This is a genomic window from Glycomyces sp. NPDC046736, assembly GCF_040645615.1.
Classification (GTDB): domain Bacteria; phylum Actinomycetota; class Actinomycetes; order Mycobacteriales; family Micromonosporaceae; genus Glycomyces.
The window spans coordinates 152,543-178,380 of the sequence record NZ_JBEYYO010000008.1 but is presented as its reverse complement, the minus strand read 5'-3'; the positions used below and the strand labels follow the sequence as shown (position 1 = coordinate 178,380).

Below are 25,838 nucleotides of genomic sequence, written 5' to 3'. Positions count from 1 at the left end.
TTAAACACCCCCTAACCGGAGAACTCGGGCCACTTCCCGTGGATCTCCCGGTACGCCGATTTGATGTCGTCGGCCACGTCCTCCCCGGCATGCAGGCGCACGAGGTGGGGGACCAGCCAGTGCAGTTCGGCCGCGTCGAACTCCTCGGCGAAGACCGGGTTCAGACCGGTGCGCGTCTCGTCCAGCACGTTGCCGAGCGGCACCAGGCCGCCCGCGTTCACCACGTGCGGCCCGATCGAGAACGCGAGGATCGAATCGCGCCCGGCCGGATGCACCATGACCTCGACCGGGTGCGGATACTGCCCGGACGGCGTGCGTGCCACCACGATGAACCGCCGCTGCACGCGTTTTCTCTTCGCCATGCGGGCATTGAAGCACGCTACGCGGCGGTCCGCGCGCTGCGGCCGAGGCGGATCGCCGAGGCGAGGAAGAAGATCCCGCCCACGGTGGCGTATCCGGCGAGCGCGGTCATCGACGCGTCGGGGCCGGAGGCCATGAGGATGAAGCTCGTGCCCGCGAGCGTCGAGAGGCCCCCGGACAGGATCATCGGCCACTGCCCGCCGAGCCGGTAGCGCTTGATCGCGACCACGAGTTGCACGATCCCCGCGGCGATGGCCCAGGCGCCCCACGTGATCAGGACCGCGGGAATGCCCGAGGCGACCGCGAACGCGAGCGCGGCCGCCGTCGCCGTGCTCAAGCCGAGGTTGAGGATGAGCGCGGCGCGCGGGCCCGTCGCGTCCGAGGTGCGGAAGTCGACGATCGCGGCCGCCGCGTCGAACAGCGGGTAGACCACGAGCAGGGCCACGCTGATCGGCGTCAGCGAGGAGGCGGTCACACCGAGCGCGACCGCCCAGGCGATCGCGAATCCGAAGCGGATGAAGTACAGCCTGCGGAGTGCGCCGGCGGCGGTGCTGGTCATGGCGGTCTTCTTTCGGTTGGAAGCTCGAACATCTGAGGTAGAATGACTAGTAACTCTACCTGAGGCGAGCATAGACGACCGAAGACGCGATCCGCAACCGAGGCGCGAGGGGAACGTAGGATGGCCGACGTGGACAATCCGATGCGCGAACGCCTGCTCGAAGCGGCGACCGAATTGTTCTACGCGCAGGGCCTGCGCGCCGTGAGCGTGGAGAAGGTCATCGAGAAGGCCGCGACCACGAAGGTCACCTTCTACCGGCACTTCAAGAGCAAGGACGACCTCATCGTCGCCTACCTCGGTCGCCGCGCCCAGCTCGAGCGCGACGGCGTCGACGCGGCGATCGCGCACGGCAACGGCGACGTCGATGCCACGCTGCGCCTGATCGCCGAGCAGATCGGCATGCTCGCGTGCGCCCCCGGCTTCCGCGGCTGCCCGTTCATCAACGCCGCCGCCGAGTACCCCGACCCCGAGAGCGCTGTGCGCCGGGTCGTGGACGCCCACCGGGACTGGTACCGCTCGGCCTTCGAACGGCTCGTGTCACCGCTGGCCCCGGCGCATCCGGGCGAGGCCGCCGAGGACCTCATGCTCATCCGCGACGGTGCGATGGTCGCCGGCTACCTCGACGAGCCCGGCACGCTCGCCGCGTCGTTCCTGCGCAGCGGCCGAGCCGTCGTCGGCCTCTGAGGCAGCCACGCCTTCGTCTCCCAGCCGCCTTCGGCCCGGGGCCCGGCTTGCAGGCTGCCGCCCGCCGCCGCGACGCGTTCGCGCAGGCCCCGCAACCCCATGCCGCCGCCGGATTCGGCCAGCGGACCCGAAGCGGAGCGCCCGTCGTCGCGGATCGCGACTTCGAGGCCCTCACCGCTCGCGGCCGCCAGCACGACTCGGATCTGCCGGGCGTCGCGGGCGTGTTTGCGCACGTTCGTCAACGCCTCGCGCACGATCCGATGCGCCGTGGCCGCGACCTGTGGCGACACCGCGTCCCCCAGCGCGGGGGAGATGAAGCACGACGCGTCGGTGCCGTCCCGCGCGAAGCGGTCCACCAGCTCCTCGATCTGCGCGAGCTCCCCGACCGGGCTCGCCTCGGCGCTCTCGTCCTCTCGCAAATTCGTCACCGTCCGCCGCATCGAGGCCAGCGCGGCCAGGCCCGCCTGCTCGATGTCGGCGAACTCGCAGGGCGGATCGGGGTTCGTGGCCTGCGCCGCCTGCGACAGGACCACGATGCCGGTCACGTGGTGCGCCACGAAGTCGTGCATCTCTCGGGCCAGTTCGAGCCGCTCGGCCCGGCGCGAGTCCGCTTCTCGTTCGCGGCGCAGCCGGTCCAGGCCCCGCAGGTACGCGCCGAAGCCGATCACGCTCGTCATGGCCAGCGCGAACACGACCGCGCCGCCCGCCGCCGAGTCCGGGTAGGCGAAGAGCCGGAAATTGAGCGCCATGATCGCCGCTCCGAGCGCGTACGCGACCCATCGACCGGGCGAGGCGTCCCAGTGCCGCACCGCGTGCAGCAGCAACAGCAGGAGCGCGATGCCTTCGGCCGCACCGAGACCGCCGCCGGGCGCGAACACCCAGCCCAGCACCACCGCGCCCGCGACCTCAGGGGATGCCGGACCGGTCGCGACGGCCAGCGCCGACGATGCCAGCGAGAGGACCGCGACGGCCGCGATCCAGCGCTTGCGCCCCGGCCGATACCAGGCCCACACCGCGATCGCGAACGCGCACAACGCGGCCTGCGCCCAAGCCGTAGGGGAGGCGATCGGCGGCGGCCCCGCGCCGCGGGAGACCGACTCGGCCACCAGGATCGCGCCCAGCCCCGCGACCACGCCGAACCGCAGCATCAGTGGGCGCAGTCGCTGCAGTCGGGTCACCTCGACAAGGTAGCCGCCCGCGTCACCTCCTCGGCCGAATTGCCGACCCGAATCGGCCTTCGAACCGATGCGGCACGCCCGATTCCGAAGTGACGCTTGCGTTGTGAAAACGCTCCTGACGCTCGTCGCCGCGCTCGCGGCGGTGGGCCTGACACCCGGCCCCGCCGCCGCCCAGACCGACTTCGACCTCGCCGCGGTCCGCGACCTGGTCTCGGCGCACCTCGGACCGACCGGCCTGCCCGGCGTCGCGGTCGCGGTGACCCGCGGCGACGAGATCGTCCATGTCGGCGGCTACGGGCACACCTCGGAAGGCGAACCGGTCACCGCCGAGACGCTCATGCCCATCGGGTCGGTGTCCAAGGGCTTCACCGCGCTCGCGGTGATGCAGCTGGTCGAGGCGGGCGAGGTCGCCCTTGACGAACCGGTCGTGTCGTACCTGCCGGAGTTCGCCACGGCCGACGGGCGCGGTGCCGACATCACCGTGCGGCAGTTGCTCAACCACACCTCGGGCCTGTCGGACGCGGTCCACCACGAGAGCGCCATCGCCCAGCCCGACTCGCTCGCGGAGGCCGTGAAGGCGGTGTCCACGGTGGACCTCGCCGCCGATCCCGGTGCCGAGCACCACTACCACAACCCGAACTACCAGATCGCGGCCCGCATCGTGGAGGTCGCCAGCGGCCAGTCCTTCGAGGACTACCTCCGGGAGCGCGTGTTCGCACCGGCGGGCATGGACGCCACGCTCGCGCTGGTGAACGAGACCGACCCGGTCGAGGGCCTCGCCGAGGGCCACAACCGCTGGTTCGGCCTCAACCTCGTCCGTGAGGCCTCCGACCGGTTCGTCTCGGGCTCGGCCGGAATCGTCTCGACCGCCGACGACCTGGCCGCCTGGCTGCTGGTCAACGCGGGCACCGGCGAACCGCTCGTCTCCCCTGCGACCCTGGAGGCCATGCACGCCCCGTCGAGCCCCGAAGTCGCGTACGGACTCGGTTGGGACACCTACGAAGTCGACGGCACGCCGCAGACCGTCCACACCGGATCGACGTTCACCTACACCGCCGAAATCCGGCTGCTGCCCGAGTCCGGCTACGGGTTCGCGGTCATGTCCAACAGTCGCCAACCCCTCGAAGCCGAGACCGAGGCGATCATGGAGGGCCTCATCGCGCTCTCCCAAGGCGATTCGTACGAGACCGCGCTGCCGCTCGCGTTCATCCTCGACATGGTCCTGACCGCGACCGCCCTGCTCGGCATCGGGCTGCTGATCCGACGCGTGTTCAAGGCCGGGTCCTGGGCCGAGCGCCGCGCCCGGGCCCCGCGCTGGCGGATCGGCCTGACCGCACTCCCCACATTCGCCTTGGCCGCCTTGCTCCTGCTGCTGCCGTTCCTGTTGAGCGCGCTGAGCGCCCGCGACGTCACCTGGACCCTGGTGTGGCACCTGATTCCGACGCTGCCCGCCTCACTCGCGATCCTCGTCGCGTGCGGCATCGCGGGGTCGGTCATTCGTCTTCGGGCGCTTCGGGTTCGGGCGCTCGCGGGACGCGGCGAAGCCTGATGCTGGTGATCGCCCGGCGCTCCACGTCGAGGACTTCGAAGGTGTAGTCGTCGACCGCGACGGTTTCCCCCGGAGTGGTGGGGACGTGGCCGAGGTGGTCGAGCACGAGGCCCGCGACGGTGGTGTAGTCGCCGTGCCCGGAGTGGGGCGAGAGTTCGACGCCCAGGTCGGGGAGGTCGTGCAGTGGGAAGCCGCCGGGGAGGACCATCGCGTCGTCGACTTCGCGCTGGACGGTCTCGATGTCGCGGTCGAACTCATCGTAGATCTCGCCGACGATCTCCTCGACCAGGTCCTCCATGGTCACGATGCCCTCGACGGCCCCGTACTCGTCCACCACGACCGCGAACTGCTCGTGCCCGGCGCGCATCTGGCGGAGCGCGTCGGTGACCTTGAGGCTCTCGGGGACCATCATGCACGGCCGGGCCCGCTCGCCCACGGGGGCGTCGGTGCCGACCAGCTCGCGCAGGTGCACCACCCCGACGATGTCGTCGATCCCGTTGGGCCCCAGCACCGGCGCGCGCGAGTGGCCCGCCTCGATCAAGACCTGCACGGCTTCTGGAGCAGGCGTGGTCGCGGCGACCGAGGTCACGTCGCGGCGCGGGATCACGATCTCCCGCAGCACCCGCTCGGCGATCTCGAAGGCCCCGGAGAGGATCGTGCGCTGGTCGGCGGAGATGTCGCCCTGCGTGGCGATGAGGTCGCGGATCTCCTCGGTGGTGACCTCGTCCCGGGCCGCGGCCGGGTCGTTGCCGGTGATGCGCACGACCAGGTCGGTCGAGCGCCCCAGCAGCCACACCGCCGGCCGGGCCAGGCTCGCCAGGAGGTCGAGCGGGCGTGCCACCAAGAGCGCCCACCGCTCGGCCCGCTGCATCGCGATCCGCTTGGGGGCGAGCTCGCCGAACACCAAGGTCACGAACGTGAGCACGAGCGTCACGATCACGATCGCGATCGAGTCGGCGGCGGTCCCGAACACCGACAGGAGCGGGACGATCGGCTGCGCCAGCGCCACGGCCGCGGTGGCCGAGGCCAGGAACCCCGCCAGCGTGATCCCGATCTGGATCGTGGCGAGGAACCGGTTGGGGTCCCTTGAGAGCTTCGCGAGGATCCGCCCGCCCTTCGAACTGCGCTCCAGACGCTGAATCTGGCTGTCCCGCAGGGTCACCAGCGCCATCTCGCTCCCCGCGAACAGCGCGTTCACCCCGATCAGCACGACTACCAGCCCCAGCTGAACCCCATACCCGCCCACGAAGACCGACCTCCCAATCTGTTGCGGCGAGCCTACTTGCGGCCTTCCGGCGGCCACGAGCCCCTGCGGGCCGAGCGAGAGAAGCGTGGGTGAGGCCTCGGTTCGCGGGGGCTCGTCGAGGCGGTTTCACAGTCGTGAAATAGGTTTGCCTAACCTTAGTTCTCTCGGCAGATCGGAACCCCTGTGCCAGTCGATGCTCCCGCGCGCGGGCGGGCTCCGAACGCGGCCGGGCTCGGCGTCCTCGCGGTCGTGCTCGGGGCGCTCGTGGTCCTCAGTGTGGGGGTCGGCGCGAAGTTCTATGCGCCCCTTGAGGTCTGGGACGCACTGTGGCATCCAGGGTCCTCCTACGCCGCGGACGTGATCCACGAGCTGCGGCTGCCGCGCACGCTGCTCGCGCTCATGGTCGGCGCCTCGCTCGGGCTTGCCGGGGCGCTCATGCAGGCGCTCACCGGCAACCCGCTCGCCGACCCGGGCATCCTCGGCGTCAACGCCGGAGCCTCCGCGGCCGTCGTGCTCGCCGTCGGCGCCGGGATCAGCGCGTACGCGGGCTACGTCTGGTTCGCACTCGCGGGCGCCTTCATCGCCGCGGCCGTGGTCTACCTCATCGGACGCACCGGCGGCGGCCGATCCTCTCCGGTACGGCTCGTCCTCGCCGGGGCCGCGATCGGGGCCTGCCTCACCGGGTTCGTCGCCGCGGTGTCCGCGTTGGACGCCGCCACGTTCGACCACCTGCGCTTCTGGACCATCGGCTCCCTGGCCGGGCACGCGCCGCACGTCCTCGCCGGAATGGTCCCGTTCGCGTTCGGCGGCATCGCGATCGCGCTGACGCTGAGCCGCTCCCTCAACGCCGTCGCGCTCGGCGACGACACCGCCCGCGCGCTCGGCGTGCGCCTGACCCGGACCCGAATACTGAGCCTCCTCGCCGTGACCCTCATGTGCGGCTCGGCCACCGCCGCCGCGGGCCCGATCGGGTTCGTGGGCCTGGTGATCCCCCTGATCGTGCGCAGCTTCACCGGCCCCGACCAGCGCTGGATCATCCCGTACTCGATGCTGCTCGCCCCGTGCCTGCTGCTGGCCGCCGACATCGCCGGACGCGTCGTGCTGCCCGACGGCGAACTCGAAGTCGGCGCGGTGACCGCCCTGCTGGGCGCTCCCGTGTTCATCGCGATGGTCCGCCGAGGAAAGGTCCCCAGGCTGTGAGTGCGAACCACACCGCAAGGGGCGCATGGACCGTGCGCCTGCCCGGACGCGTCTCGTTCCGCCTCCGCCGCCGCGGCCTGGGCTACGGCCTCGCCAGCGCCGCCGCCGCGCTCGCCATCGTGGCGGTCCTACTCCTGGTCGGCGCCTACCCGATCGCACCTCCCGACGTGGCGGACGCGCTGTTCTACGGCACCGGCGAACGCCTCGCCGTCCACTTCGTCACCCAAGAGCGCCTGCCCCAAGCGGTGCTCGCGCTCCTGGCCGGGGCCGCGATGGGCGCGAGCGGCGCGATCTTCCAGAGCCTGGCGCGCAACCCGCTCGCCAGCCCCGAGATCATCGGCTTCACCTCGGGCGCCTCGACCGGCGCGATCCTCACGATCGCCTTCACCGGCGGCACCGCCCTCGTCGCGCCCGGCGCGATCACCGGCGGGCTCGCCACCGCGCTCGCGGTCTACCTGCTGGCCTACCGCGACGGGAACGACGCGGTGCGGCTCGTCCTGGTCGGCCTGGGCGTCACCGCGATGCTCGGCTCGGTGAACTCGTACCTGCTCACCCGCTCCGACCTGCGCACCGCGCAGGACGCGCACCTGTGGCTCATCGGCTCGCTCAACGGCCGCGGCTGGGAGTCGGTGGCGATCCTCGGCCCGGCCGCGGCCCTCCTGCTGACCGCCGCCTGCCTGCTCGGGCGGCGCCTGCGGATGCTCGAACTCGGCGACGAGGCGGCCGTGGGGCTCGGCCTGCGTCCCGACCGGTCGCGCCTCGCGCTCGCGGTCGTGGGGGTCGCGCTGTGCGGGGCCACGGTCGCCGCGACCGGCCCGATCCCCTTCATCGCGCTGGTCGCGCCGCAGATCGCCTCGCGCCTGGCCCGGATCCCCGGGACCGGGCCGGGCGCGGCGGCGCTGACCGGCGCGGTCCTCTTGGGAGCCGCGCACCTGGTGTCGGGCCGGATCTTCCCGGTCGCGGTCTGGTGGAGCGAGACGTTCCCCGCTCTCGCGCTGGCCGAACCGGACTCGGCCGCGATCGGGGTCCCGGTGGGCGCGACCTGCTCGGTGCTCGGCGGCCTGTATTTGACGGTGCTGCTGGTGCGGCGCTGGAAGGCCCGCTGAAGACGCGGGACGCCGGGCCCGTCCAACGGACCCGGCGAACGTGCGTGTCGAGCGCGGTCGACGGACGCTGAAGGCCGACAACGAAGCGGGCGGCGAACGCGCCGGGCGAGGCCCGGCGCGTTCCCTGAGTCCCTAGAGCTCCTTGAGGATCGACTCGATCTCGTCGAGTGCGCCCGCCGCCCAGCGGTAGGTGCCGACGCCGTAGTGCGCGAACGGGAAGGCCCGGCCCTCGGCGACCACGCCGAGGCCCTGCCAGACCGGGTTGTCCAGCAGCTCCTGCGTGGGCGCGGGGTAGCTGCCGTCGAACATGACCGGGTGGACCAGGACGTCGCACTCCTCCAGCAGGTCGAGTTCCTCGTAGGACTTCTCCAGGAACCCGACCTCGTCCTCGGGCAGCGCCGAGATCAGGGTCGCGCCGAGGTCGCGCAGCACGGTCGCCAGCGGCGAGCCGAGGAAGTAGGTCCCGTTCGGGCCGCCGGAGACCATGCCCCAGACGGTGTCGGCGAGCTTGTCGGCGTAGCCGGAGGCGATCTCGTCGATGCGCGCGGCGTATTCCTCTTTGGCCTGCGAGAGCGCGTCGGGACGGTTGACGGCTTCGGCGATCCGGTCGATCTGCGTGTGCCACGGGATGTCCCCGGCCCACAGGTAGAACACGACCGGCGCGATGGCGCTGAGCGGCGCGGTCTTCTCGGAGTAGAACTGGTCGATGATGAGGTCGGGTTCGAGCGCGCCGATCGCCTGCGCGTTGGGCTCGCCGGGGGCGCCGATGGTGGCGGCCCCGGCCAACTGGTCGTGCACCTCCTGGGGCACGGTCGCGGGGTTGAGCGTGCCGTCGGCGACGCCGACGGGGATGATGCCGAGGTCGACGAGCATGTAGGCGGTCCAGTTCTCGGCGGCCACCACCCGCTTGGGGTCGACCGGGACGGCGACCGTGCCGTTGTCGGTCTCGATCTTGCGGGTCTCGACCTCCTCGTCCCCGGCGCCGTCGCCGGAGGCGGTGACGCCGCAGGCCGACAGGCCGAGCATCGCGGTGGTCGCGGTGGCGCTGAACAGGAACGAGCGGCGGTCGGAGGCGGTGGTCGGCAAGATGACTCCTCGGGGACGGAAGCGGATGCGAGCGAAAGTTAGCTTAGGCTAAGCTATCTTCTGCTGCAAGCGTTGGCGACCACCCTCACTCGAAGGCGAGCGATGACCAAGCACCGCAACACAAGACGTCCCGGACGCCTGTGGGTGACCACAGTGCGCCGCACCCGCCTGGTGACCCCGCACATGCGCCGGGTCACGCTCACCAGCCCGGAGCTGGCGCAGTTCGAGAGCAACGGCACCGACCAGCACATCGCCGCGTACTTCTACGACGAGGGCGTGGAGCTCCCGCGACCGTTCACCGCCGAGGCCGCGCGCAGCCTCTACGCCCGCTACAAACCAGCCCTGCGCCGCTACACCATCCGCGAAGCCCGCCCCGAAGCGTGCGAAGTGGACATCGACTTCGTGCTCCACACCGAGGCCGGGCCCGCCTCGGACTGGGCCGCGAACGCCGACGAAGGCGACGAGTTCATCTGGTTCGGACCAACCCCGGCCTACACGGTCGACGCCGAGGCCCCCGAGCACCTCCTGCTCGGCGACGAGACCGCCGTCCCCGCGATCGCGGCGATCCTCGAACACGCACCAGAGAACGCCCCGGTCCGCGTCATCGTCGAAGTGGCCGGCCCCGAGGACGAGCAGTCGCTCCCCACCACCGCGGGCACCTCGCTGACCTGGCTCCACCGAGGCGGCGACCGTCCCGGAGCAGCCCTCGCCCGAGTGGCCGCGACCCTACCCGCGCCCAGCCCCGGCACGAAGCTCTGGGGCGCGGCCGAACGCGACGCGATCACCCTCCTCCGCCGCCTCGCCCTCGACACCTGGAACCTCCCCCGCCCCGACGTCCACCTGACCGCCTACTGGACCCTCGGCGTCGAACAGGACGCCGACCGCGACGACTGACCGGTGAGGGTCAGAAGCCCGCTTCGATCGTCGGGGCCGCGAAGGCGGTGAGGGCGAAGGCCGCTGCCAGGAGGGCGAGGCCGATGCCTCGGGTGCGGCGGGTGGCCCGGGGGAGGGCCGCTAGGACGAGCAGGACGATCGCGATGAGGTAGAAGACGGCTTGGAACGTGGCCATGGGGTGCCTCCTCTGTGCAGGATGGACGGTGGTTACCCCGGGGTCGAGATCGCAAACCCCGGGCCGTACGTCACCGGGCTGAGGTGCGGTTACGTTCTCGCGCTGATGCCGGGCCGGTCTCGCGGCGCGACGATGAGGGCATGAACGACCACATCGTGTCGACCGAAGGGTTGACCAAACGCTACGGCGACCGGGCCGCCGTGGACGCGATCAGTCTGACCGTGCGCCGCGGGGAGGTCTACGGGTTCCTCGGGCCCAACGGCGCGGGGAAGACCACCACGCTGCGGATGCTGCTGGGGCTCGTCAAGCCCAGCGGCGGCACCGCGCAGGTCCACGGGCTCGCCCCCGGCAGCCCCGATGCGCTGCGCCGCACCGGTTCCCTCATCGAAGGCCCCGGCTTCTACCCCTATCTCTCCGGCGTCGACAACCTCCTGGTCGCGGCCCGCTACCGCGGGCTCGGCCGCGCCGCCGTGGACGAGGCTCTCGAACGCGTCGAGCTCACCGAGCGTGGCACCGATCGCTTCCGCACCTACTCCTTGGGCATGAAGCAGCGCCTCGGCGTGGCCGCCGCGCTGCTCGGCGAGCCCGACCTGTTGATCCTCGACGAGCCGACCAACGGCCTCGACCCCGCCGGGATGGCCTCGATGCGGCGCCTGATCCAGGCCCTCAGCGAAGACGGCCAGACCGTGCTCCTCTCCAGCCACCTCCTCGCCGAGGTCCAGCAGTGCTGCCACCGCGTCGGCGTGGTCGTGGACGGGCGCATGACCTACGAAGGCACCGTCGCCGACCTGCGCGGCGCCCGGAAGCTCACCGTGCGCGCCGAACCGGTCGAGCGCGCGCATCGGGCCCTGGCCGCGTTCGACCTCGCCGAGAACGACCGCGGCGAGACCGTCCTGACCGGCGACGCCCACGACGTCGACGTGCCCGCCGTGGTGCGCGAGCTCGTGGCCGACGGCGTGGACGTGCACTCGGTCGCGGTCGAAGAACGCTCGCTCGAAGACGTGTTCCTGACGATGACGGAGGCCCGGAAATGACCGCATGGACCGACAGCACCCGCGCCGAACTGCGCAGGCTCGCGCTCTGGCCCGCGACCTGGGTGCTCGGCGGGGTGTGGCTCACGCTCCAGGCGCTGTTCTCGTTCGCGTTCCCCTACATCGCCTACCGCACCGGCGACCCCGACGCGTTCCAAGGCGGCCCGATGGACGAGATCCTCGCGTCGATGCTGCCGCAGGCCGCGCCCGCGACGGTCATCCAGGGCACGCCCATGTTCGGCGGCGCGATCGCGATGATCTTCGCGGCGCTGGCCGTCGGCAGCGCCTACGGCTGGGGCACTTGGAAGACCGTGCTCACGCAAGGACCCGGCCGGGCTGCGGCCGCGGCGGGCACCATGACCGCGATCGGGGTGTGCGTGGCCGCGCTCGTGGTGGTCAGCACGGCCGTGACGCTCGGGTTCTCGGCGGTCGTGGCCGCGATCGAGTCGCAGGACCTCGTCGCTCCGGCCTGGGGCGACCTCGGCGCGTCGATGGCCGGGGCCAGGCTCGTGCTCGGCATGTGGGCCTCGGCGGGCCTGTTCCTCGGCGCCCTCACGCGCGGCCCCGCGCTCAGCGTCGGGCTCGGTCTGCTGTGGACGCTCGCGGTGGAGAACCTGCTGCGGGGCGCGGCGCGCCTCATCGACGGATTCGAGGTCGTGACGGACCGACTCCCGGGCTCGGGCGCGGGCTCCCTCGCCGGAGCGCTCGGTGCCTCGTCGAGCGGCTCGACCGCCACCCCGGGAGTCTTCGACGTCCTCGCAGGCCCGGCAGCGGCCGGACTGCTCGGCCTCTACCTGGCTGCGTTCGTAGGCCTCACATTCGCGCTGATCGGCCGCCGCGACGTAGCGTGACGAAGCCGGGCCGCCAAGAGCGGCTCGGCCTCACGCTTGCCGCGACGTAGCGGCGGTCAGACTCGACCGCCGCCCCGCCGCCCCGCCGCATGCTCTTCGCCGGTCTCGCGCTCGTCGACCGCTGCCACGCACCGAGGCGGGTCCGGCAAGCGGCGCGGCCGTCGTTGCGCACCGCGGCCGGCTCGACCGGCGCCGCGCGGGCCGGTCCCGTCCGCGCCGCACTCGTCGGTCCCGCGTTCGTCGGCTTCGCGGACCCTGCCGACATTTCGCACTTCGACGGCATAGACCGCTACCTCGCGCCGGTCTCGTCCGCGCCGCACTCGTCGGTCTCGCGTTCGTCGCCGACCCGGCAACGTGAACCGGCCACTCGACTCCTGAAACTCCAGGCGCCCCCTCCGCTCATCCGGAGGGGGCGCTTGTGATGTTCGTGCATGTTTCTGCGTGCCTTGAGGACAGCGCCGCAGGTTTTCGCGTCGCAGTCCGGAGACAATCCGGGTTCTTGAGCGTCGAGTTTGGCGGCGCGTCCGTCCGAGCGGATAAGGTCGTGCCAAGTCGGCGTGATCTTTTTCCCGGGGGGTCGTTTGCTAGTCCTGCTTGCCTGCTTCGCCGTGGCGTCCATCGCCGCGCCCGCGTTCGTCCGTTGGCTGGGCCCCAAAGCCCTGTACGTCGTCGCCGCCGTCCCCGCGGCGACGTTCGTGTGGGCCCTGACCCACACGGGCGCAATGCGATCGGGCGAAGCGCTCACCGAGATCTACCCGTGGGTGCCCCAGCTCGGCCTGGAGATCTCCTTCCAGATGACCACGTTCCCGTGGGTCATGGTGCTCATCGTCAGCGGCATCGGCGCCCTGGTGCTCGCCTACAGCGCCCACTACTTCTCCCGCCACGACGCCGGCCTCGGCCGCTTCGCGTCCGTGTTCGTGGCCTTCGCCGGGGCCATGTTCGGCCTCGTGGTGGCCGACGACCTCCTGCTCCTCTACGTCTTCTGGGAGCTGACCTCGGTCTTCTCCTACCTCCTCATCGGACAGGACCCCACCAAGGCCGCGAGCCGCTGGGCCGCCATGCAGGCCCTCCTGGTCACCACCCTCGGCGGCCTGGCGATGCTCATGGGCTTCATCATGCTCGGCGAGCACGCGGGCACCTACCGCCTCTCCGAGGTCGCCGATCACCTCCCCAGCGGCGCGTACCTCGTGATCGCCCTGGTCCTGGTCCTGCTCGGCGCGCTCTCGAAGTCGGCGATCTTCCCCTTCAGCTTCTGGCTGCCCAGCGCCATGGCCGCGCCCACGCCCGTCAGCGCCTACCTCCACGCCGCCGCCATGGTCAAGGCCGGCGTGTTCCTCATCGGCATGCTCACCCCCGCGTTCGCCGCCGACCTGCCCTGGCAGCAGGTCATCTGGGTCTGCGGCGGGCTCACGTTCCTGTTCGGCGGCTGGACCGCGCTGCGCCAGACCGACATCAAGCTCATGCTCGCCTACGGCACGGTCAGCCAGCTCGGCATGATCAGCATCGTCCTCGGCGCGGGCGACCGCACCGCGGCGCTGGCCGGGGCCGCTCTCCTGGCCGGGCACGCCATGTTCAAGGCCGCCCTGTTCCTCATCGTCGGCATCGTCGACAAGACCACCGGCACCCGCGAGATCTATTCGCTCTCGGGCCTCGGCGCCCGCAGGCCCCTGCTCGCGGGCGTCGCGGCCGTGGCCGTGGCCTCGATGATCGGCTTCCCGCCCACGCTCGGGTTCGTGGCCAAAGAGGCCATGCTCGAGGCGTTCTGGGACGGCGGCACGTGGGGCCGGGCCATGCTCGTCGTCCTCCTCGCCGGGTCCGCGCTCACCGTCGCCTATGGACTCAGGTTCCTGTGGGGCGCGTTCGCCCGCAAACCCGACACCGAGGAGACCGACGCCGCGTCCGCCGGCCCCGGCTTCATCGCTGCCCCGCTGCTCCTGGCCACCGCCGGGCTCGTCGCGGGCTTCCTCGCCGCCGGAGCCGACGGCCTGCTCTCGCCCTACGCCGACCTCTACCCCAAGACCGAGCACGTCTACCACCTGGCCCTGTGGCACGGCCTCACGCCCGCGCTCGGCTTCTCGGCCCTCGCGCTCGCCGTCGGCTTCGGGCTCTTCCTGGTCCTGGACCGCACCAGCGCCTGGCGCTCGCTGAAACTGCCGTTCAAATCGGGTCAGGTCTACAAGCAGTCCCTCGGCGGCGTCGACCGCGCCGCGGTCGAACTGACCGGCCGCACCCAGCGCGGTTCGCTGCCGTTCTACCTCGGCGTCATCCTCGTGACGCTGGTGCTGTTCGCCGGAGGCCTGCTCGCCTTCGACGGCCCCTGGCCGCTGGCGATCCGGCTCTTCGACTCCCCGCTCCAGATCGCCTCGGGCGGGGTCATCGTGGCCGCGGCCATCGCGGCCGCGCTCGCCAAGCGCCGCCTGACCGCGATGGTCCTCACCGGCGTCTCCGGCTACGGCGTGGCCTCGCTGTTCATCTTCCACGGCGCCCCCGACCTGGCGCTCACCCAGTTCCTGGTCGAGACGGTCACCATCGTCATGTTCGTGCTGGTGCTGCGCCGCCTGCCCGCGCGGTTCTCCGAGCGCCCGCTCAAGAAGGTCCGCCGGTTCCGCGTCGCGATCGGCATCGCCGTCGGCATCGTCGCCGCCGGGATGTCCTACGTGGCCGTCAGCGGCCGCCAGGCCGCCCCGATCTCCGAACTCTTCCCCGAACTGGCCGTCTCCTACGGCGGCGGCCACAACATCGTCAACGTCATCCTCGTCGACATCCGCGCCTGGGACACCATGGGCGAGATCGCGGTCCTGCTCGTGGCCGCGACCGGCGTCGCGAGCCTCATCTTCGGACGCGACCGCCTCATGCACCGCCGCGGCGGCTCACGCCCGGCCCCGCCGGTCACCGGCGAGCACGTCAAATGGCTCTCGCGGCCCGAGACTGACGGCAGCCACCAGGCGATCATCCTCCAGGTCGTGACCCGCCTGCTCTTCCACACCATCGTCCTGTTCTCCATCTACCTGCTCTTCACCGGCCACAACGACCCCGGCGGCGGCTTCGCCGGCGGCCTGGTCGCCGGGCTCGCGCTCGCCATCCGCTACCTCGCGGGCGGCCGGTCCGAGCTCAACGCCGCCGCCCCGATCGACGCGGGCAAGCTCCTGGGCACCGGCCTGCTCGTCTCGGTCGGCACCGGCGTCGCCTCGATGCTGCTGGGCGGCCAGGTCCTCCAGAGCGCCATCCTCGACTTCGAGCTCCCCCTGATCGGCCACCTCCACTTCGTCACCTCCACGTTCTTCGACATCGGCGTCTACCTGATCGTCGTCGGCCTGGTCCTGGACATCCTCCGCAGCCTCGGCGCGGAGATCGACCGGCACCGCGAGACCAACGACGAACCCGACGCCCTGTCCCTGCCCGAGAAGGAGACCGCATGACCCCGAACCTGGTCTACGTGATCGTTATCGGGGTGTTGTTCGGCGCGGGCGTCTCGCTCCTGCTCGAACGCACGCTCACCCGCATCCTCATCGGGGTGATCCTCCTGGGCAACGGCGTCAACGTGCTCATCCTCATGGGCGGCTCGTTCGGCACCCCGCCGATCGTCGGCGACGACCCCGTCGAGGGCATGAGCGACCCGCTCCCGCAGGCGATGATCCTCACCGCCATCGTGATCACGCTCGGCATCACCGCGTTCCTGCTGGCCCTGGCCTACCGCAGCTGGCAGCTGCTGGGCCATGACGAGGTCCAGGACGACGCCGAGGACACCCGCATCATCGAGCTCGCCGAACGCGACGAAGGCCCCCACGCCAAGGAAGAGGAGAGCGACGACGACGATCTCCCCAACCCCGTCTACGACTGCCCGCCCGGGAAGCAGGTTCGCCGATGAACGCACTCGTCCCGCTCCCGGTCGTCATCCCGCTGCTCGGCGCCGCGCTGACCTTGATGATGGCCCGCAAGCCCGGCCTCCAGCGCACCGTCAGCCTCACCGCGCTCACCGCCACGCTCACCGTCTCGGCGGCGCTGCTGTACATGACCGTGACCGACGGCCCCCAGATCGTGGCCGTCGGCGGCTGGCCCCCGCCCCTGGGCATCGTCCTGGTCGCCGACAAACTGGCCGCGATCATGCTCGTGGTCTCGACCGCCGTCACCCTCTGCGTCCTGGTCTACTCGATCGGCCAGGGCGCGGCCGACGGCGACGAAGAGACCCCGCTGTCGATCTACCACCCGACCTACCTCGCCCTGACCGCAGGCGTGACCAACGCGTTCCTGTCGGGCGACCTGTTCAACCTCTACGTCGGCTTCGAAGTCCTCCTGGTCGCCAGCTACGTGCTGCTCACCTTGGGCAGCACCGAGAACCGCATCCGCGCGGGCACCACCTACGTCGTGGTCAGCCTCCTGTCCTCGGTGATCTTCCTCAGCGCCCTCGGCCTGGTCTACGCCGCGACCGGGACGCTGAACATGGCGCAGCTCGCCGGGCGCTTCGACGAGCTACCGGACAACCTGCGGCTCCTGCTCCAAGGCATGCTCCTGCTCGCCTTCGGCATCAAGGCCGCGGTGTTCCCGCTCGGCGCGTGGCTGCCCGACTCCTACCCGACCGCGCCCGCGCCCGTCACCGCCGTCTTCGCGGGCCTGCTCACCAAGGTCGGCATCTACGCGGTGATCCGCACCGAGACGCTCCTGTTCCCCGACGGGCGAATAGCCGACGTCCTCCTCGTGATATCCCTGCTGACGATGGTCATAGGCATCCTCGGCGCGGTCGCCCAGTCCGACATCAAACGCCTCCTGTCGTTCACGCTCATCAGCCACATCGGCTACATGCTCTTCGGGGTGGCGCTGGCGACCGAGGCCGGACTGTCGGGCGCGATCTTCTACATCGCCCACCACATCACGATCCAGACCACGCTGTTCCTAGCCGCAGGGCTGGTCGAACGCCGCGGCGGCACGACCGCGCTCGACCGGCTCGGCGGCCTGGCCAAGCTCGCGCCGGTCCTGTCGATCCTGTTCTTCATACCGGCGCTCAACCTCGCGGGCATCCCGCCGTTCTCCGGTTTCCTCGGCAAGCTCGGCCTGCTCCAGGCCGGTGTGGACGAGTCCGGCGGCCTGGTCTGGGCGGTCGTCGTCGGCGGCGTGGTCACGAGCCTGTTGACCCTGTACGCGATCGGCCGGGTCTGGAATCTCGCGTTCTGGCGCAAGCCCCACCCGGACATGCCGACGGTCGAGGACGAGGCCGACGGCTCCACGATCCTGCTGCCCAAGCTCATGGTCGGCTCGACCGTGGCGCTGGTGGCCTTCAGCGTCGCGCTGACCGTGGTCGCGGGCCCCCTGTTCGACATCACCTCGGAAGCGGCGGCCGACCTGCTGTCGCGCACTCCCTACATCGAAGCGGTCTTCCCGGACGGTGCGCCATGAGTCCTCAGCCGTTGACCAAACGCGAGCGGATCCGCAGCCGGATCACCGCCATCGTCGGGCTCGTCCTGGTGTGGAACCTCCTGTGGGGCGAGTTCACCTGGCTGAACACGATCTCCGGCGCGATCATCGCGGTCGCGATCCTCATCGTGTTCCCGCTGCCGCCGGTCAAGTTCGGCGGCAAGGTCCGCCCGCTGGGCGTCATCCGCTTCTTCGCGAAGTTCTTCTACGACCTCGTGGTCGCCAGCTTCGGGGTCGCGCTCCTGGCGTTCCGCCCCGGCGAACCCAAGAGCGCCATCGTGGCCGTGCAGCTGCGGGTCAAGTCCGACCTGAACATGACGCTGGTCGCCGAGGCCGTCTCGCTCGTGCCCGGCAGCCTCATCGCCGAGGCCGACCAGCAGACCGGGACGCTGTACATCCACATGCTCGGGGTCGAGGACGCCGAGCACCTCGAACGCCTCCGCGCCGAGGTCCTGCACGTTGAGGCGCGGCTGATCCGAGCCATCGGCTCCGACGAGGAGCTGCGCCGAGTCAACACACCCGCAGAGGAGCCAGCGCCATGACCTACGTCGCCGTGGCCGTCGCCGTCCTGCTCATCGCCGCCTGCGCGATGGCCCTGGTCAGGATCGTGCGCGGACCCACCACCCTGGACCGCATCGTCGCCACGGACGTGCTGTTGGCGATCACCGCCACCGCGATCCTGGCCGAGGCGGCGTTCACCCGCGACCCGACCGCGCTGCCCGTGCTCGTGGTGGTCTCGCTCCTGGGCATCACCGGCTCGGTCGGCGTGGCCCGCTTCGTCACCAAGGAGAAGCCGTGACGCTCGAAGGGGTCCTCGACACGATCGCCGCGGTCTGCATGATCACCGGGGCGCTGCTCAGCCTGGCCGCGGGCGTGGCGCTGCTGCGCTTCCCCGACCTGCTCAGCCGCATGCACGCCGCGGCGAAGCCGCAGGTGCTCGGCCTGCTGCTGGTCCTCATCGGCTGCGCGATCCGCATCGCCACGGTCGTCGACATCACCACGATGGTGCTCATCGCGTTCTTCCAGCTCGCGACCGCCCCCGTCGCGGCCCACATGGTCGGCCGCGCGGCCTACCGCGACGGCCAGACCCGCACCGACCTGCTCATCACCGACGAGCTCGCGCCGCACCTGGACAAGTTCGGCGACCGCTCCGCCGAGAGAAACGGCCGCTTCACCGCCAACCCGCCCGCCGCCGAATAGCCCGCCGCGGCAGCCCGCGCCCGGGCGCTGCCTGCGGCGATTCGTTTCGATGAAATTAATTATCTTCAAAGGTTGACTTGGCGCGCTGTTCATCGTAATTTTCTTCATAAGGAAAGCTCGATGAAAGGAAGTTTCGGTGACGGCGACGGTGCGGAACCAGAGCGTGGTCGGGCGGCTGCGGACTGAGTTGGAGACGCTTCCCGATGCGCTGCAACGGGTCGCGTTGCAGATCCTGGAAGACCCGGACGGGGCCGCGCGGGCGTCGATCGCCGATCTCGCCGAGCGCGCGAGCACTTCGACCGCCACGGTCACCCGGTTCTGCCGGGTGCTCGGGTTCTCCGGGTACGCCGAACTGCGCGTGGCGCTGGCCGCCGAGGGCGGGCGCGCCGAGCAGGCCCGCTGGGAGACCGACATCGACCGCGAGATCGAGCCGGGCGACCCGCTCGACCGCGTCCTCGACATCGTGGCCAGCGCCGACTCCCGCGCGATCCAGGAGACCGCCTCGCGTGTGGACCTCGAACGGATCGACCGCGTAGCGGCGGCCGTGGCCGAGGCCGGGCGCGTCGAGCTCCTCGGCCTCGGCAGCTCCGGCACCGCCGCGCGCGAGCTGGCCTTCCGCCTCGAACGCATCCGCGTTCCCTGCTGGTTCCGGCCCGACTCGCACACCGCGCTGACCAACGCGGCCCTGCTGCGCCCCGGCGACGTGGCGATCGGGCTCTCCCACTCGGGCCGCACCCGCGAAGTGGTCGAGGTCCTCGCCGAGGCCCGCGAGCAGGGCGCGCTCACCGTGGCCGTGACCTCGTTCGACCGCTCCCCGATGGCTCAGGCCGCCGACGTGGTGCTCACGACCGCCGTCCACGAGACCACGTTCCGTCTCGCCGCGCTCTCGGCCCTGCACTCCCAGCTCCTGGTCCTCGACCTCATCTACGTGGCCGTCGCGCAGCGCACCTATGAGCGCACCACCGAGGCGTTCGAGGTCACCGCCAGGGCCGTGCAGGCCCACCGGTTCGCCGACGAACCGAATCGCAACCGCCGCAACCGATCTCAGGAGGACCAGTGACCGATCCGACCGCCCGCATCACCGGCCGGGCCTATCTCGATCTCGTCAGCGAGACCATCCGCAGCGTGGGGGAGGGGCAGGTCGACGCGGTCAGCGAGGCCGCGCGCCTCATCGCCGACTCGATCGCCGCGGGCGGCGTCCTCCAGGCGTTCGGGTCCGGGCACTCCGAGGCCCTCGCGATGGAGCTCGCCGGGCGCGCCGGAGGTCTGGTGCCCTCCAACAAGATCGCTTTGCGCGACCTGGTGCTCGTCGGCGGCCGTCCTCTTTCGACGCTCGAAGACCCGTTCCTCGAACGCAATCCCGACATCGCCCACCAGCTGTACGCGACCGTCCCGGCCGAGTCCGACGACGTGTTCGCGATCGCCTCGAACTCGGGGATCAACGGCGTGGTCGTCGAACTCGCGCTCCTGGTGAAGGACAAGGGCCACCCCCTGATCGCCTTCACTTCCGCAGAGCACAGCGCCAAGACCCCGTCCCGCCACCCGTCGGGCCGCCGACTCGCCGAGATCGCCGACGTGGTGCTCGACAACGGCGCCCCCTACGGCGACGCGGCGATGCCACTGCCCGGCGGCGGCGCGGTCGGGGCCGTCTCCTCGGTCACCTCGGCCGTGCTGGCCCAGATGGTCGTCGGCGAGGCCGTGCAGCGCCTCGTGGACGCCGGGCACACCCCTCCGGTCTACCTGTCCGCCAACATCCCCGGCGGCGACGACCACAACCTCGCCCTCGAAGCCCGCTACGCCGGGCGCATCCGCCGCTCCGCCTAGCGGCTTTCCCAACCTCTCCGACCTGTAGAAAGGCCCCTCATGAACCTCCCATCCTCCCGTCGTACCCTCTTGCGACTCTCCACAGTGGCCGGTGCAGCGACCGTGCTCTCCGGCTGCGTCACCGCCGGAGGCGACAAGCCCGAGCAGACCAAGGGCACCGTCACCGAGGACAACCCGCTCGGCGTCCCCGAAGGCGCCGACCTCGAAGTCGTCATGTTCAACGGCGGCTACGGCGAGGAGTACACCCAGCACGCCGTGACCCTCTACGAGGAGCGCCACCCAGGCGCCACCGTCACTCACGAAGGCCTCCAGAAGGTCGGCGAGGTCCTCCAGCCCCGCTTCGTGGCCGGCGACCCGCCGGACGTGGTGGACAACTCCGGCGCCGGACGCCTCGACATCGCCGCGCTCGCGGCCGCCGACCAGCTCACCGACCTCGCCGAACTCCTCGACGCCCCCAGCGTCGACGACCCGGGTGTCAAGGTCCGCGACCTGCTCCTGCCCGGCGTGGTCGAGGACGGCACGCTCGACGGCACCGTGCGCTTCCTCAACTACTCCTATGTGGTCTGGGGCCTGTGGTACTCCCAGAGCCTGTTCGACCAGCACGGCTGGACCGCCCCCGAGACCTGGGACGACATGCTCGCCCTCTGCGAAGAGATCAAAGGCGCCGGGATCGCCCCCTGGACCTGGCAGGGCAAGTACCCCGAGTACATGATGGACCCGCTCCAGTCCCTCGCCGCCAAGGCCGGCGGCCTCGACCTGGTCTACGCGGTCGACAACCTCGAACCCGGCGCGTGGCAGCAGGACGGCATGCTCGCCGCCGCCGACGCGATCCACGGCCTCGTCACCGGCGGCCACATCCTCCAAGGCTCCGAAGGGCTCTCGCACACCGAGGCCCAGAACGCCTGGTGCAACGGCCAGGCCGCGTTCATCCCCTGCGGCTCGTGGATCGAAGGCGAGCAGCAGGGCGTCACCCCCGACGGCTTCGACATGACCCTGGCCGCCGTCCCGGCCCTGACCTCGGCCGACGCGCTGCCCTACGGCGCGGTCCAAGGCGCCAGCAGCGAGTCGTTCCTGGTCCCGGCCCAGGCCGCCAACCCGCGCGGCGGCCTCGACTACCTGCGGTGCCTGTTCTCCGGCGAGGTCGCCCGCGGCTTCGCCGAGTCGGCCAAGGCCATGCCGGTCGTGCGCGGGGCCACCGAGGGCCTCGACCTCTCCTCCGGTCTCGCCTCCGTCGCCTCGACGTTGGAGTCGGCCGGTGAGCACGTCTTCGGTTACAAGTACCGCACCTGGTACCCCGAGCTCGCGGTCGAGGTGGACACCGCCACCGGCGAACTCCTCGGCGGCCGCGCCGACGCTCAGCAATGGGCCGACCGCATCCAGGCCGCCGCCGACGCCCTCGCCGCCGACGACTCCGTCGTCAAGTACGAGCGCTGAGCACGCAGGGGAGGCCCGAGCCATGCGACACGGCAAGTACCGGTTCCTGATCGGGGCGCTCGCGCCGCCCCTGCTCCTCTACGGCGTCTTCGTCGTATCGCCCTACGCCCAGGCGTTCTACCTCGCGCTGACCGACTGGAACGGCCTGTCGGCCGAGGCTGGATTCGTGGGCCTGGCCAACTTCGCCGACCTGTGGAGCGACAAGCTCTTCCTTTCGGCCCTGCGCAACAACGGTTTCATGCTCCTGGTCGTCCCGACCGCCACGATCGTGCTCGCGCTGTTCTTCTCCGCGTGCCTGACCCTCGGCGGCGGCATGCGCCGAAGCGGGCGCGGCGTGCGCGGCTCGGGCCTGTACCGGATCGTCTACTTCTTCCCGCAGCTGCTGTCGGTGGCGATCCTCGGCGTGCTGTTCCAGTTCGTCTACACGCCCGGCAACGGGCTCCTCAACGGCGTGCTCGGCGCGATCGGCCTCGGCGGGCTCGAACGGGCCTGGCTCGCCGACCCCGCGAGCGCGCTCCCTGCGGTCACCGCCGTCATGATCTGGTCGGCCGTCGGCTTCTACGTCGTGCTCTTCACCGCCGCGATGGACTCGGTGCCCGCCGACGTGGTCGAGGCCGCCACCCTCGACGGCGCCGGGCGGTTCACCGTGTTCCGCCGCATCACCCTCCCGCTGGTGTGGGACAGCGTCCAGGTCGCCTACGTCTACCTCGGCATCCTCGCCCTCGACGGGTTCGCGCTGGTCCAGATCATGACCGTCGGCCCCGGCGGCCCCGACAACGCCACCGAGGTCATCGGCCTGACCCTCTACCGCTCCGCGTTCACTTACGGCGAGTTCGGCTACGCCTCGGCGATGGGCGTGACCCTGTTCTTCATCACCCTGACCCTCACCGCGCTCGCCCTGCGCGCCACCAAGAGAGAGCGGGTGGAACTCGCATGAAGCAACGAGTCTCCGGCGGCGTCCTCCACCTCGTCCTCATCGTTTGGGCCGCGCTGGTCACCCTCCCGCTGCTGTGGGCCGTGGTCTCCTCGCTCAAGACCGACGCGGAGATCTTCGCGAGCCCGTGGTCCCTGCCCGCCTCCCCGCAGTGGGGCAACTGGGCCCGCGCGTGGCAGGAGGCCGAGATCGGCCGCTACCTGTTCAACACGCTCATCGTGGTCGGGGGCGCGCTGGTCCTGGTGATGCTCCTGGGCGCTTTGACCGCGTACTGCCTGGCCCGCTACGACTTCCCCGGCAACCGCCTCGTCTACTACCTGCTCGTGGCCGGGATGCTCTTTCCGGTGTTCCTGGCCCTCGTCCCGCTGTTCTTCGTGGTCAACCAGCTCGGCATGCTCGGCACCTACCACGGGCTGATCCTCGTGTACGCCGCCTACGCGCTGCCGTTCACCGTGTTCTTCCTGCACGCGTTCTTCCGCGGACTCCCCACGGCCACAGCCGAGGCCGCGTTCATCGACGGCTGCTCGCACACCGGGGTGTTCTTCAAGGTCATGCTCCCCATGGCCCGCCCCGGGATGGTCAGCGTCGGCATCTTCAACTTCTTGGGCCTGTGGAACCAGTACCTGTTGCCGCTGGTGCTCAACCCCGACCCCGACCGCTACGTGCTCGCGCAGGGCCTCGCCGCCCTCGCCGTCAGCCAGGGCTACCGCAGTGACTTCTCCGGCCTGTTCGCCGGGCTGATCATCGCGATCCTGCCGGTCCTGTTGGCCTACATCCTGTTCCAACGGCAGATCCGCTCCGGCCTGACCGCCGGCGCGGTCCGCTGATTCCTCCGAACCCCGTCCATCCGATCAGAGTTCAACCGGAAAGGGAGCTCATCATGTCAACCATCCACGCCCCGCGCCGCCGCATCGCCGGCGTCGCAGCGGCCGTCCTCGCCGTCACCGCGGCCGGGGTCGTCACGGCCACGGCGCAGCAGCGCACGGCCGACGCCGCCGAGCCGGCCGCCTGCGACGGCGTCCTGTTCGACGACTTCGCCTACGACTCGTCCTCCGACCCCGACATCGCCGCCCGCGGCTGGACCGTCCGCACCAACGCCGGCGGCCCGGGCGTGCCCGGTGCGGCCTGGCCCGCGAGCAACGTCTCGTTCCCCACTGTGGACGGCTCCCAGGGGCTCCAGCTCCGGGCCGCCACCGACGGCACCGGCGGCGGCACCAGCCACGCCGAGCTGTTCCACCAGCAGAAGTTCTTCGAAGGCACCTACGCGGCCCGCGTCAAGTTCGCGGACGAGCCGGTGAGCGGGACCGACGGCGACCACCTCGTCGAGACGTTCTTCACCATTACCCCGCTGGACGCGCCGATGGACCCGAACTACGGGGAGATCGACTTCGAGTACCTGCCCAACGGCGGCTGGGGCGAGACCGGCCCCATCTTCTACCAGACCACCTGGAAGACCTACCAGGAGGAGCCGTGGATCGCCGACAACATCCACACCTCGCAGCGTGAGAGCTTCGACGGCTGGCACGACCTCGTGTTCACCGTCGCCGACGGCCACGTCAAGTACTACGTGGACGGCCAGCTCTTCGCCGACCACTCCGGGAAGTACTACCCGGAGACCCCCATGTCCATCAACTTCAACCTCTGGTTCATCGACACCGCCGCCCACGTGGGCAGCGGCACCAGCGTCTACCACCAGCAGGTCGACTACGTCCTGCACACCGCCGGCGAGGTCCTCAGCCCCGCCGAGGTGAACGCCCTGGTCGCCGGCTACCGCGCCGACGGCACCGAGCACACCGACACCGTGGGTACCGGCGGCGGGGAATGTCCCACCAACCCGCCGACGGACCCGCCGACCGACCCCACCGACCCGCCCACCGATCCGACCGACCCGCCCGGCGAGGCCGACTGCGACGACTCCCCGAACTGGGCCTTCGCCTCGTCCTACACCGAGGGCCAGACCGTGGTCCACGAGCGCAGCGCGAACGGCGACCCCAGCGGCCCCAAGTCCGGCGACGGCCCGCACCTGTGGCGGGCGAACTGGTGGACCCAGGGCTCCGAGCCGGGGTGGACGCCGCAGTGGACCGACCTGGGGTCATGCTGATCCCATGAGATTGGTACTGGGCCTCGACGTCGGAGGGACCTCCTCCCGCGCGATCGTGACCACCCTCGACGGCCAGACCGTCGGGACGGGCCGCGCCGGCGGCGGCAACCCGCTGGCCGTCCCGCCCGACCTCGCCGCCGCGGAGGTCGCCCGCGCCCTCTACGACGCCCTGGCCGGTATCGATCCTTCGCAGATCGCGGCCGCCGTCCTCGGCCTCGCCGGGGTCGGCGGCTTCGACCAGCCCGACACCACGGCGGCGTTCCAGCGAGCCTGGGACGCCGCCGGCCTCACCTGCCCGGTCCAGGCGATAGGCGACGCGCAAGTCGCCTTCGCCTCAGGTACGGACGCTCCGCTCGGCACGGTCCTCATCGCCGGAACGGGCGCGGCGGCGGCCCGAATCGACGCGGGCCGGATCACTCGTGTGGGAGACGGCCTCGGCTGGCTCCTCGGGGACCGAGGCTCGGGCTTCTGGATAGGCCGAAGGGCCGCCGCCGATACGGCGATGCGGCTCCAGGCAGGGCTGCCGCCGACGCGACTGACGGAGCTGGTGGTGACGGAGGTGAACGCCGGACTCGGAGCAAAGGCCGAATCCGACCCGAGTCGCGGCACCGATTCGCTCACCGACCTCGAACCCGGCACAAGGGGCGCAGCCGCTTCCGACGCCTTCGTGACCGCGATCCATCGCCGCCCGCCCCGCAGCCTCGATCGCCTGGCGCCCTTCGTGACCGAGGCCGCGCTCGCGGGCGACGAACTCGCCCGCGCGATCCTCGACGAGGCCGCCGCCCACCTCGCCGCAGCCGTCGCGAAGGTCCGCGATCCGGGCGAGGACACCCCGATCGTCCTGTCCGGCAGCGTCCTCCGCAGCAGCGCCCCGGTCCGCGAAAGCGTCCGCACCCGCCTCGCCGAAACCTGGCCGAACGCCCCGATCACCGAAGCAGGCCCGGCCGAGCTCGGCGCGGCGAAACTAGCGGCCCTCTCGCTCCGCCACCCCGAAGGCCCGAACCCGTAGCCGCGCCC

General features: G+C 71.1%; 26 protein-coding genes. 20 read left to right on the top strand and 6 right to left on the bottom strand.

Going from position 1 to position 25,838, the window contains the following annotated elements:
* Positions 1 to 11 precede the first annotated feature (11 nt).
* The gene (locus AB0B28_RS10750; protein WP_360119479.1) at positions 12 to 362 is read right to left on the bottom strand and encodes a hypothetical protein; all 351 of its coding nucleotides are present in this window, start codon (positions 360 to 362) and stop codon (positions 12 to 14) included.
* Positions 363 to 379: 17 nt separating this feature from the next.
* Positions 380 to 919, bottom strand: coding sequence for a hypothetical protein (locus AB0B28_RS10745; RefSeq protein WP_360119477.1), 540 nt, complete (start codon positions 917 to 919; stop codon positions 380 to 382).
* A gap of 141 nt (positions 920 to 1,060) precedes the next feature.
* Between AB0B28_RS10745 and AB0B28_RS10740 the strand changes: the two genes are divergently transcribed.
* Positions 1,061 to 1,603: a TetR/AcrR family transcriptional regulator gene (locus AB0B28_RS10740; protein WP_360119511.1), complete on the top strand. Its 543-nt coding sequence runs from the start codon at positions 1,061 to 1,063 to the stop codon at positions 1,601 to 1,603.
* On the opposite strand, the gene AB0B28_RS10735 is transcribed toward AB0B28_RS10740, so the two are convergent.
* Entirely contained in the window at positions 1,534 to 2,781 is a 1,248-nt protein-coding gene (locus tag AB0B28_RS10735; RefSeq protein ID WP_360119475.1) for a histidine kinase, read from the bottom strand. The genes AB0B28_RS10740 and AB0B28_RS10735 overlap by 70 nt on opposite strands.
* 103 nt (positions 2,782 to 2,884) lie before the next feature.
* On the opposite strand from AB0B28_RS10735, the gene AB0B28_RS10730 reads away from it, so the two are divergent.
* Positions 2,885 to 4,330, top strand: coding sequence for a serine hydrolase domain-containing protein (locus AB0B28_RS10730; protein WP_360119473.1), 1,446 nt, complete (start codon positions 2,885 to 2,887; stop codon positions 4,328 to 4,330).
* Here AB0B28_RS10730 and AB0B28_RS10725 read toward each other — a convergent pair.
* Complete coding sequence (locus AB0B28_RS10725) at positions 4,275 to 5,576, bottom strand: hemolysin family protein (RefSeq protein WP_360119471.1); 1,302 nt, start codon at positions 5,574 to 5,576, stop codon at positions 4,275 to 4,277. The genes AB0B28_RS10730 and AB0B28_RS10725 overlap by 56 nt on opposite strands.
* Before the next feature lie 183 nt (positions 5,577 to 5,759).
* Between AB0B28_RS10725 and AB0B28_RS10720 the strand changes: the two genes are divergently transcribed.
* Positions 5,760 to 6,776, top strand: coding sequence for an iron chelate uptake ABC transporter family permease subunit (locus AB0B28_RS10720; protein WP_360119469.1), 1,017 nt, complete (start codon positions 5,760 to 5,762; stop codon positions 6,774 to 6,776).
* A complete protein-coding gene (locus AB0B28_RS10715; RefSeq protein WP_360119467.1) occupies positions 6,773 to 7,882 on the top strand; it encodes an iron chelate uptake ABC transporter family permease subunit in 1,110 nt (369 codons plus the stop codon). The genes AB0B28_RS10720 and AB0B28_RS10715 overlap by 4 nt, the downstream gene beginning before the upstream one ends.
* A 132-nt stretch (positions 7,883 to 8,014) precedes the next feature.
* Here AB0B28_RS10715 and AB0B28_RS10710 read toward each other — a convergent pair whose 3' ends face one another.
* Positions 8,015 to 8,968: an ABC transporter substrate-binding protein gene (locus AB0B28_RS10710; protein WP_360119465.1), complete on the bottom strand. Its 954-nt coding sequence runs from the start codon at positions 8,966 to 8,968 to the stop codon at positions 8,015 to 8,017.
* Between the two features lie 102 nt (positions 8,969 to 9,070).
* Here AB0B28_RS10710 and AB0B28_RS10705 point away from each other — a divergent pair, with 102 nt between their 5' ends.
* On the top strand, positions 9,071 to 9,862 hold the full coding sequence (locus AB0B28_RS10705) for a siderophore-interacting protein (RefSeq protein WP_360119463.1): 792 nt from the start codon (positions 9,071 to 9,073) through the stop codon (positions 9,860 to 9,862).
* A gap of 10 nt (positions 9,863 to 9,872) precedes the next feature.
* On the opposite strand, the gene AB0B28_RS10700 is transcribed toward AB0B28_RS10705, so the two are convergent.
* On the bottom strand, positions 9,873 to 10,037 hold the full coding sequence (locus tag AB0B28_RS10700) for a hypothetical protein (RefSeq protein ID WP_360119461.1): 165 nt from the start codon (positions 10,035 to 10,037) through the stop codon (positions 9,873 to 9,875).
* 140 nt (positions 10,038 to 10,177) lie between these two features.
* On the opposite strand from AB0B28_RS10700, the gene AB0B28_RS10695 reads away from it, so the two are divergent.
* The 15 genes from AB0B28_RS10695 (at position 10,178) to AB0B28_RS10625 (ending at position 25,830) form a co-directional block, all read left to right on the top strand.
* Complete coding sequence (locus AB0B28_RS10695; RefSeq protein WP_360119459.1) at positions 10,178 to 11,071, top strand: ATP-binding cassette domain-containing protein; 894 nt, start codon at positions 10,178 to 10,180, stop codon at positions 11,069 to 11,071.
* Entirely contained in the window at positions 11,068 to 11,919 is an 852-nt protein-coding gene (locus AB0B28_RS10690; protein ID WP_360119457.1) for an ABC transporter permease, read from the top strand. Before AB0B28_RS10695 ends, AB0B28_RS10690 begins: the two co-directional genes overlap by 4 nt.
* A gap of 581 nt (positions 11,920 to 12,500) precedes the next feature.
* Positions 12,501 to 15,338 (top strand): Na+/H+ antiporter subunit A, encoded by a 2,838-nt coding sequence (locus AB0B28_RS10685; RefSeq protein WP_360119455.1) that lies wholly within the window; start codon positions 12,501 to 12,503, stop codon positions 15,336 to 15,338.
* A complete protein-coding gene (locus AB0B28_RS10680) occupies positions 15,335 to 15,787 on the top strand; it encodes a Na(+)/H(+) antiporter subunit C (protein ID WP_360119453.1) in 453 nt (150 codons plus the stop codon). Before AB0B28_RS10685 ends, AB0B28_RS10680 begins: the two co-directional genes overlap by 4 nt.
* The gene (locus AB0B28_RS10675; RefSeq protein WP_360119451.1) at positions 15,784 to 17,310 is read left to right on the top strand and encodes a Na+/H+ antiporter subunit D; all 1,527 of its coding nucleotides are present in this window, start codon (positions 15,784 to 15,786) and stop codon (positions 17,308 to 17,310) included. Before AB0B28_RS10680 ends, AB0B28_RS10675 begins: the two co-directional genes overlap by 4 nt.
* Positions 17,307 to 17,870, top strand: coding sequence for a Na+/H+ antiporter subunit E (locus AB0B28_RS10670; RefSeq protein WP_360119449.1), 564 nt, complete (start codon positions 17,307 to 17,309; stop codon positions 17,868 to 17,870). Before AB0B28_RS10675 ends, AB0B28_RS10670 begins: the two co-directional genes overlap by 4 nt.
* The gene (locus AB0B28_RS10665) at positions 17,867 to 18,127 is read left to right on the top strand and encodes a monovalent cation/H+ antiporter complex subunit F (protein WP_360119447.1); all 261 of its coding nucleotides are present in this window, start codon (positions 17,867 to 17,869) and stop codon (positions 18,125 to 18,127) included. Before AB0B28_RS10670 ends, AB0B28_RS10665 begins: the two co-directional genes overlap by 4 nt.
* Complete coding sequence (gene mnhG / locus AB0B28_RS10660) at positions 18,124 to 18,528, top strand: monovalent cation/H(+) antiporter subunit G (RefSeq protein ID WP_360119444.1); 405 nt, start codon at positions 18,124 to 18,126, stop codon at positions 18,526 to 18,528. Before AB0B28_RS10665 ends, mnhG begins: the two co-directional genes overlap by 4 nt.
* Positions 18,529 to 18,664: 136 nt before the next feature.
* Positions 18,665 to 19,588, top strand: coding sequence for a MurR/RpiR family transcriptional regulator (locus tag AB0B28_RS10655; protein WP_360119442.1), 924 nt, complete (start codon positions 18,665 to 18,667; stop codon positions 19,586 to 19,588).
* Positions 19,585 to 20,352, top strand: coding sequence for an SIS domain-containing protein (locus AB0B28_RS10650; protein WP_360119440.1), 768 nt, complete (start codon positions 19,585 to 19,587; stop codon positions 20,350 to 20,352). Before AB0B28_RS10655 ends, AB0B28_RS10650 begins: the two co-directional genes overlap by 4 nt.
* A 39-nt stretch (positions 20,353 to 20,391) precedes the next feature.
* The gene (gene ngcE, locus AB0B28_RS10645; RefSeq protein WP_360119438.1) at positions 20,392 to 21,786 is read left to right on the top strand and encodes an N-acetylglucosamine/diacetylchitobiose ABC transporter substrate-binding protein; all 1,395 of its coding nucleotides are present in this window, start codon (positions 20,392 to 20,394) and stop codon (positions 21,784 to 21,786) included.
* Between the two features lie 22 nt (positions 21,787 to 21,808).
* Positions 21,809 to 22,723 (top strand): sugar ABC transporter permease, encoded by a 915-nt coding sequence (locus tag AB0B28_RS10640; RefSeq protein ID WP_360119436.1) that lies wholly within the window; start codon positions 21,809 to 21,811, stop codon positions 22,721 to 22,723.
* Entirely contained in the window at positions 22,720 to 23,547 is an 828-nt protein-coding gene (locus AB0B28_RS10635; protein WP_360119434.1) for a carbohydrate ABC transporter permease, read from the top strand. Before AB0B28_RS10640 ends, AB0B28_RS10635 begins: the two co-directional genes overlap by 4 nt.
* 53 nt (positions 23,548 to 23,600) lie before the next feature.
* Positions 23,601 to 24,821 carry a family 16 glycosylhydrolase gene (locus tag AB0B28_RS10630; RefSeq protein WP_360119432.1) on the top strand — a complete coding sequence of 407 codons (1,221 nt, stop codon included), beginning with the start codon at positions 23,601 to 23,603 and terminating at the stop codon, positions 24,819 to 24,821.
* Between the two features lie 4 nt (positions 24,822 to 24,825).
* The gene (locus tag AB0B28_RS10625; RefSeq protein ID WP_360119430.1) at positions 24,826 to 25,830 is read left to right on the top strand and encodes a BadF/BadG/BcrA/BcrD ATPase family protein; all 1,005 of its coding nucleotides are present in this window, start codon (positions 24,826 to 24,828) and stop codon (positions 25,828 to 25,830) included.
* The last annotated feature ends 8 nt before the right edge of the window (positions 25,831 to 25,838 follow it).

Excerpts from the sequence above, each read along its gene's own strand:
- AB0B28_RS10700 (WP_360119461.1), bottom strand. The coding sequence starts at position 10,037 with ATGGCCACGTTCCAAGCCGTCTTCTACCTCATCGCGATCGTCCTGCTC.
- AB0B28_RS10670 (WP_360119449.1), top strand. The coding sequence starts at position 17,307 with ATGAGTCCTCAGCCGTTGACCAAACGCGAGCGGATCCGCAGCCGGATC.
- AB0B28_RS10750 (WP_360119479.1), bottom strand. The coding sequence starts at position 362 with ATGGCGAAGAGAAAACGCGTGCAGCGGCGGTTCATCGTGGTGGCACGC.
- AB0B28_RS10695 (WP_360119459.1), top strand. The coding sequence starts at position 10,178 with ATGAACGACCACATCGTGTCGACCGAAGGGTTGACCAAACGCTACGGC.
- AB0B28_RS10635 (WP_360119434.1), top strand. The coding sequence starts at position 22,720 with ATGAAGCAACGAGTCTCCGGCGGCGTCCTCCACCTCGTCCTCATCGTT.
- AB0B28_RS10640 (WP_360119436.1), top strand. The coding sequence starts at position 21,809 with ATGCGACACGGCAAGTACCGGTTCCTGATCGGGGCGCTCGCGCCGCCC.
- AB0B28_RS10680 (WP_360119453.1), top strand. The coding sequence starts at position 15,335 with ATGACCCCGAACCTGGTCTACGTGATCGTTATCGGGGTGTTGTTCGGC.
- AB0B28_RS10625 (WP_360119430.1), top strand. The coding sequence starts at position 24,826 with ATGAGATTGGTACTGGGCCTCGACGTCGGAGGGACCTCCTCCCGCGCG.
- AB0B28_RS10745 (WP_360119477.1), bottom strand. The coding sequence starts at position 919 with ATGACCAGCACCGCCGCCGGCGCACTCCGCAGGCTGTACTTCATCCGC.
- AB0B28_RS10630 (WP_360119432.1), top strand. The coding sequence starts at position 23,601 with ATGTCAACCATCCACGCCCCGCGCCGCCGCATCGCCGGCGTCGCAGCG.
- AB0B28_RS10675 (WP_360119451.1), top strand. The coding sequence starts at position 15,784 with ATGAACGCACTCGTCCCGCTCCCGGTCGTCATCCCGCTGCTCGGCGCC.
- AB0B28_RS10705 (WP_360119463.1), top strand. The coding sequence starts at position 9,071 with ATGACCAAGCACCGCAACACAAGACGTCCCGGACGCCTGTGGGTGACC.
- AB0B28_RS10690 (WP_360119457.1), top strand. The coding sequence starts at position 11,068 with ATGACCGCATGGACCGACAGCACCCGCGCCGAACTGCGCAGGCTCGCG.
- AB0B28_RS10665 (WP_360119447.1), top strand. The coding sequence starts at position 17,867 with ATGACCTACGTCGCCGTGGCCGTCGCCGTCCTGCTCATCGCCGCCTGC.
- AB0B28_RS10740 (WP_360119511.1), top strand. The coding sequence starts at position 1,061 with ATGCGCGAACGCCTGCTCGAAGCGGCGACCGAATTGTTCTACGCGCAG.
- ngcE (WP_360119438.1), top strand. The coding sequence starts at position 20,392 with ATGAACCTCCCATCCTCCCGTCGTACCCTCTTGCGACTCTCCACAGTG.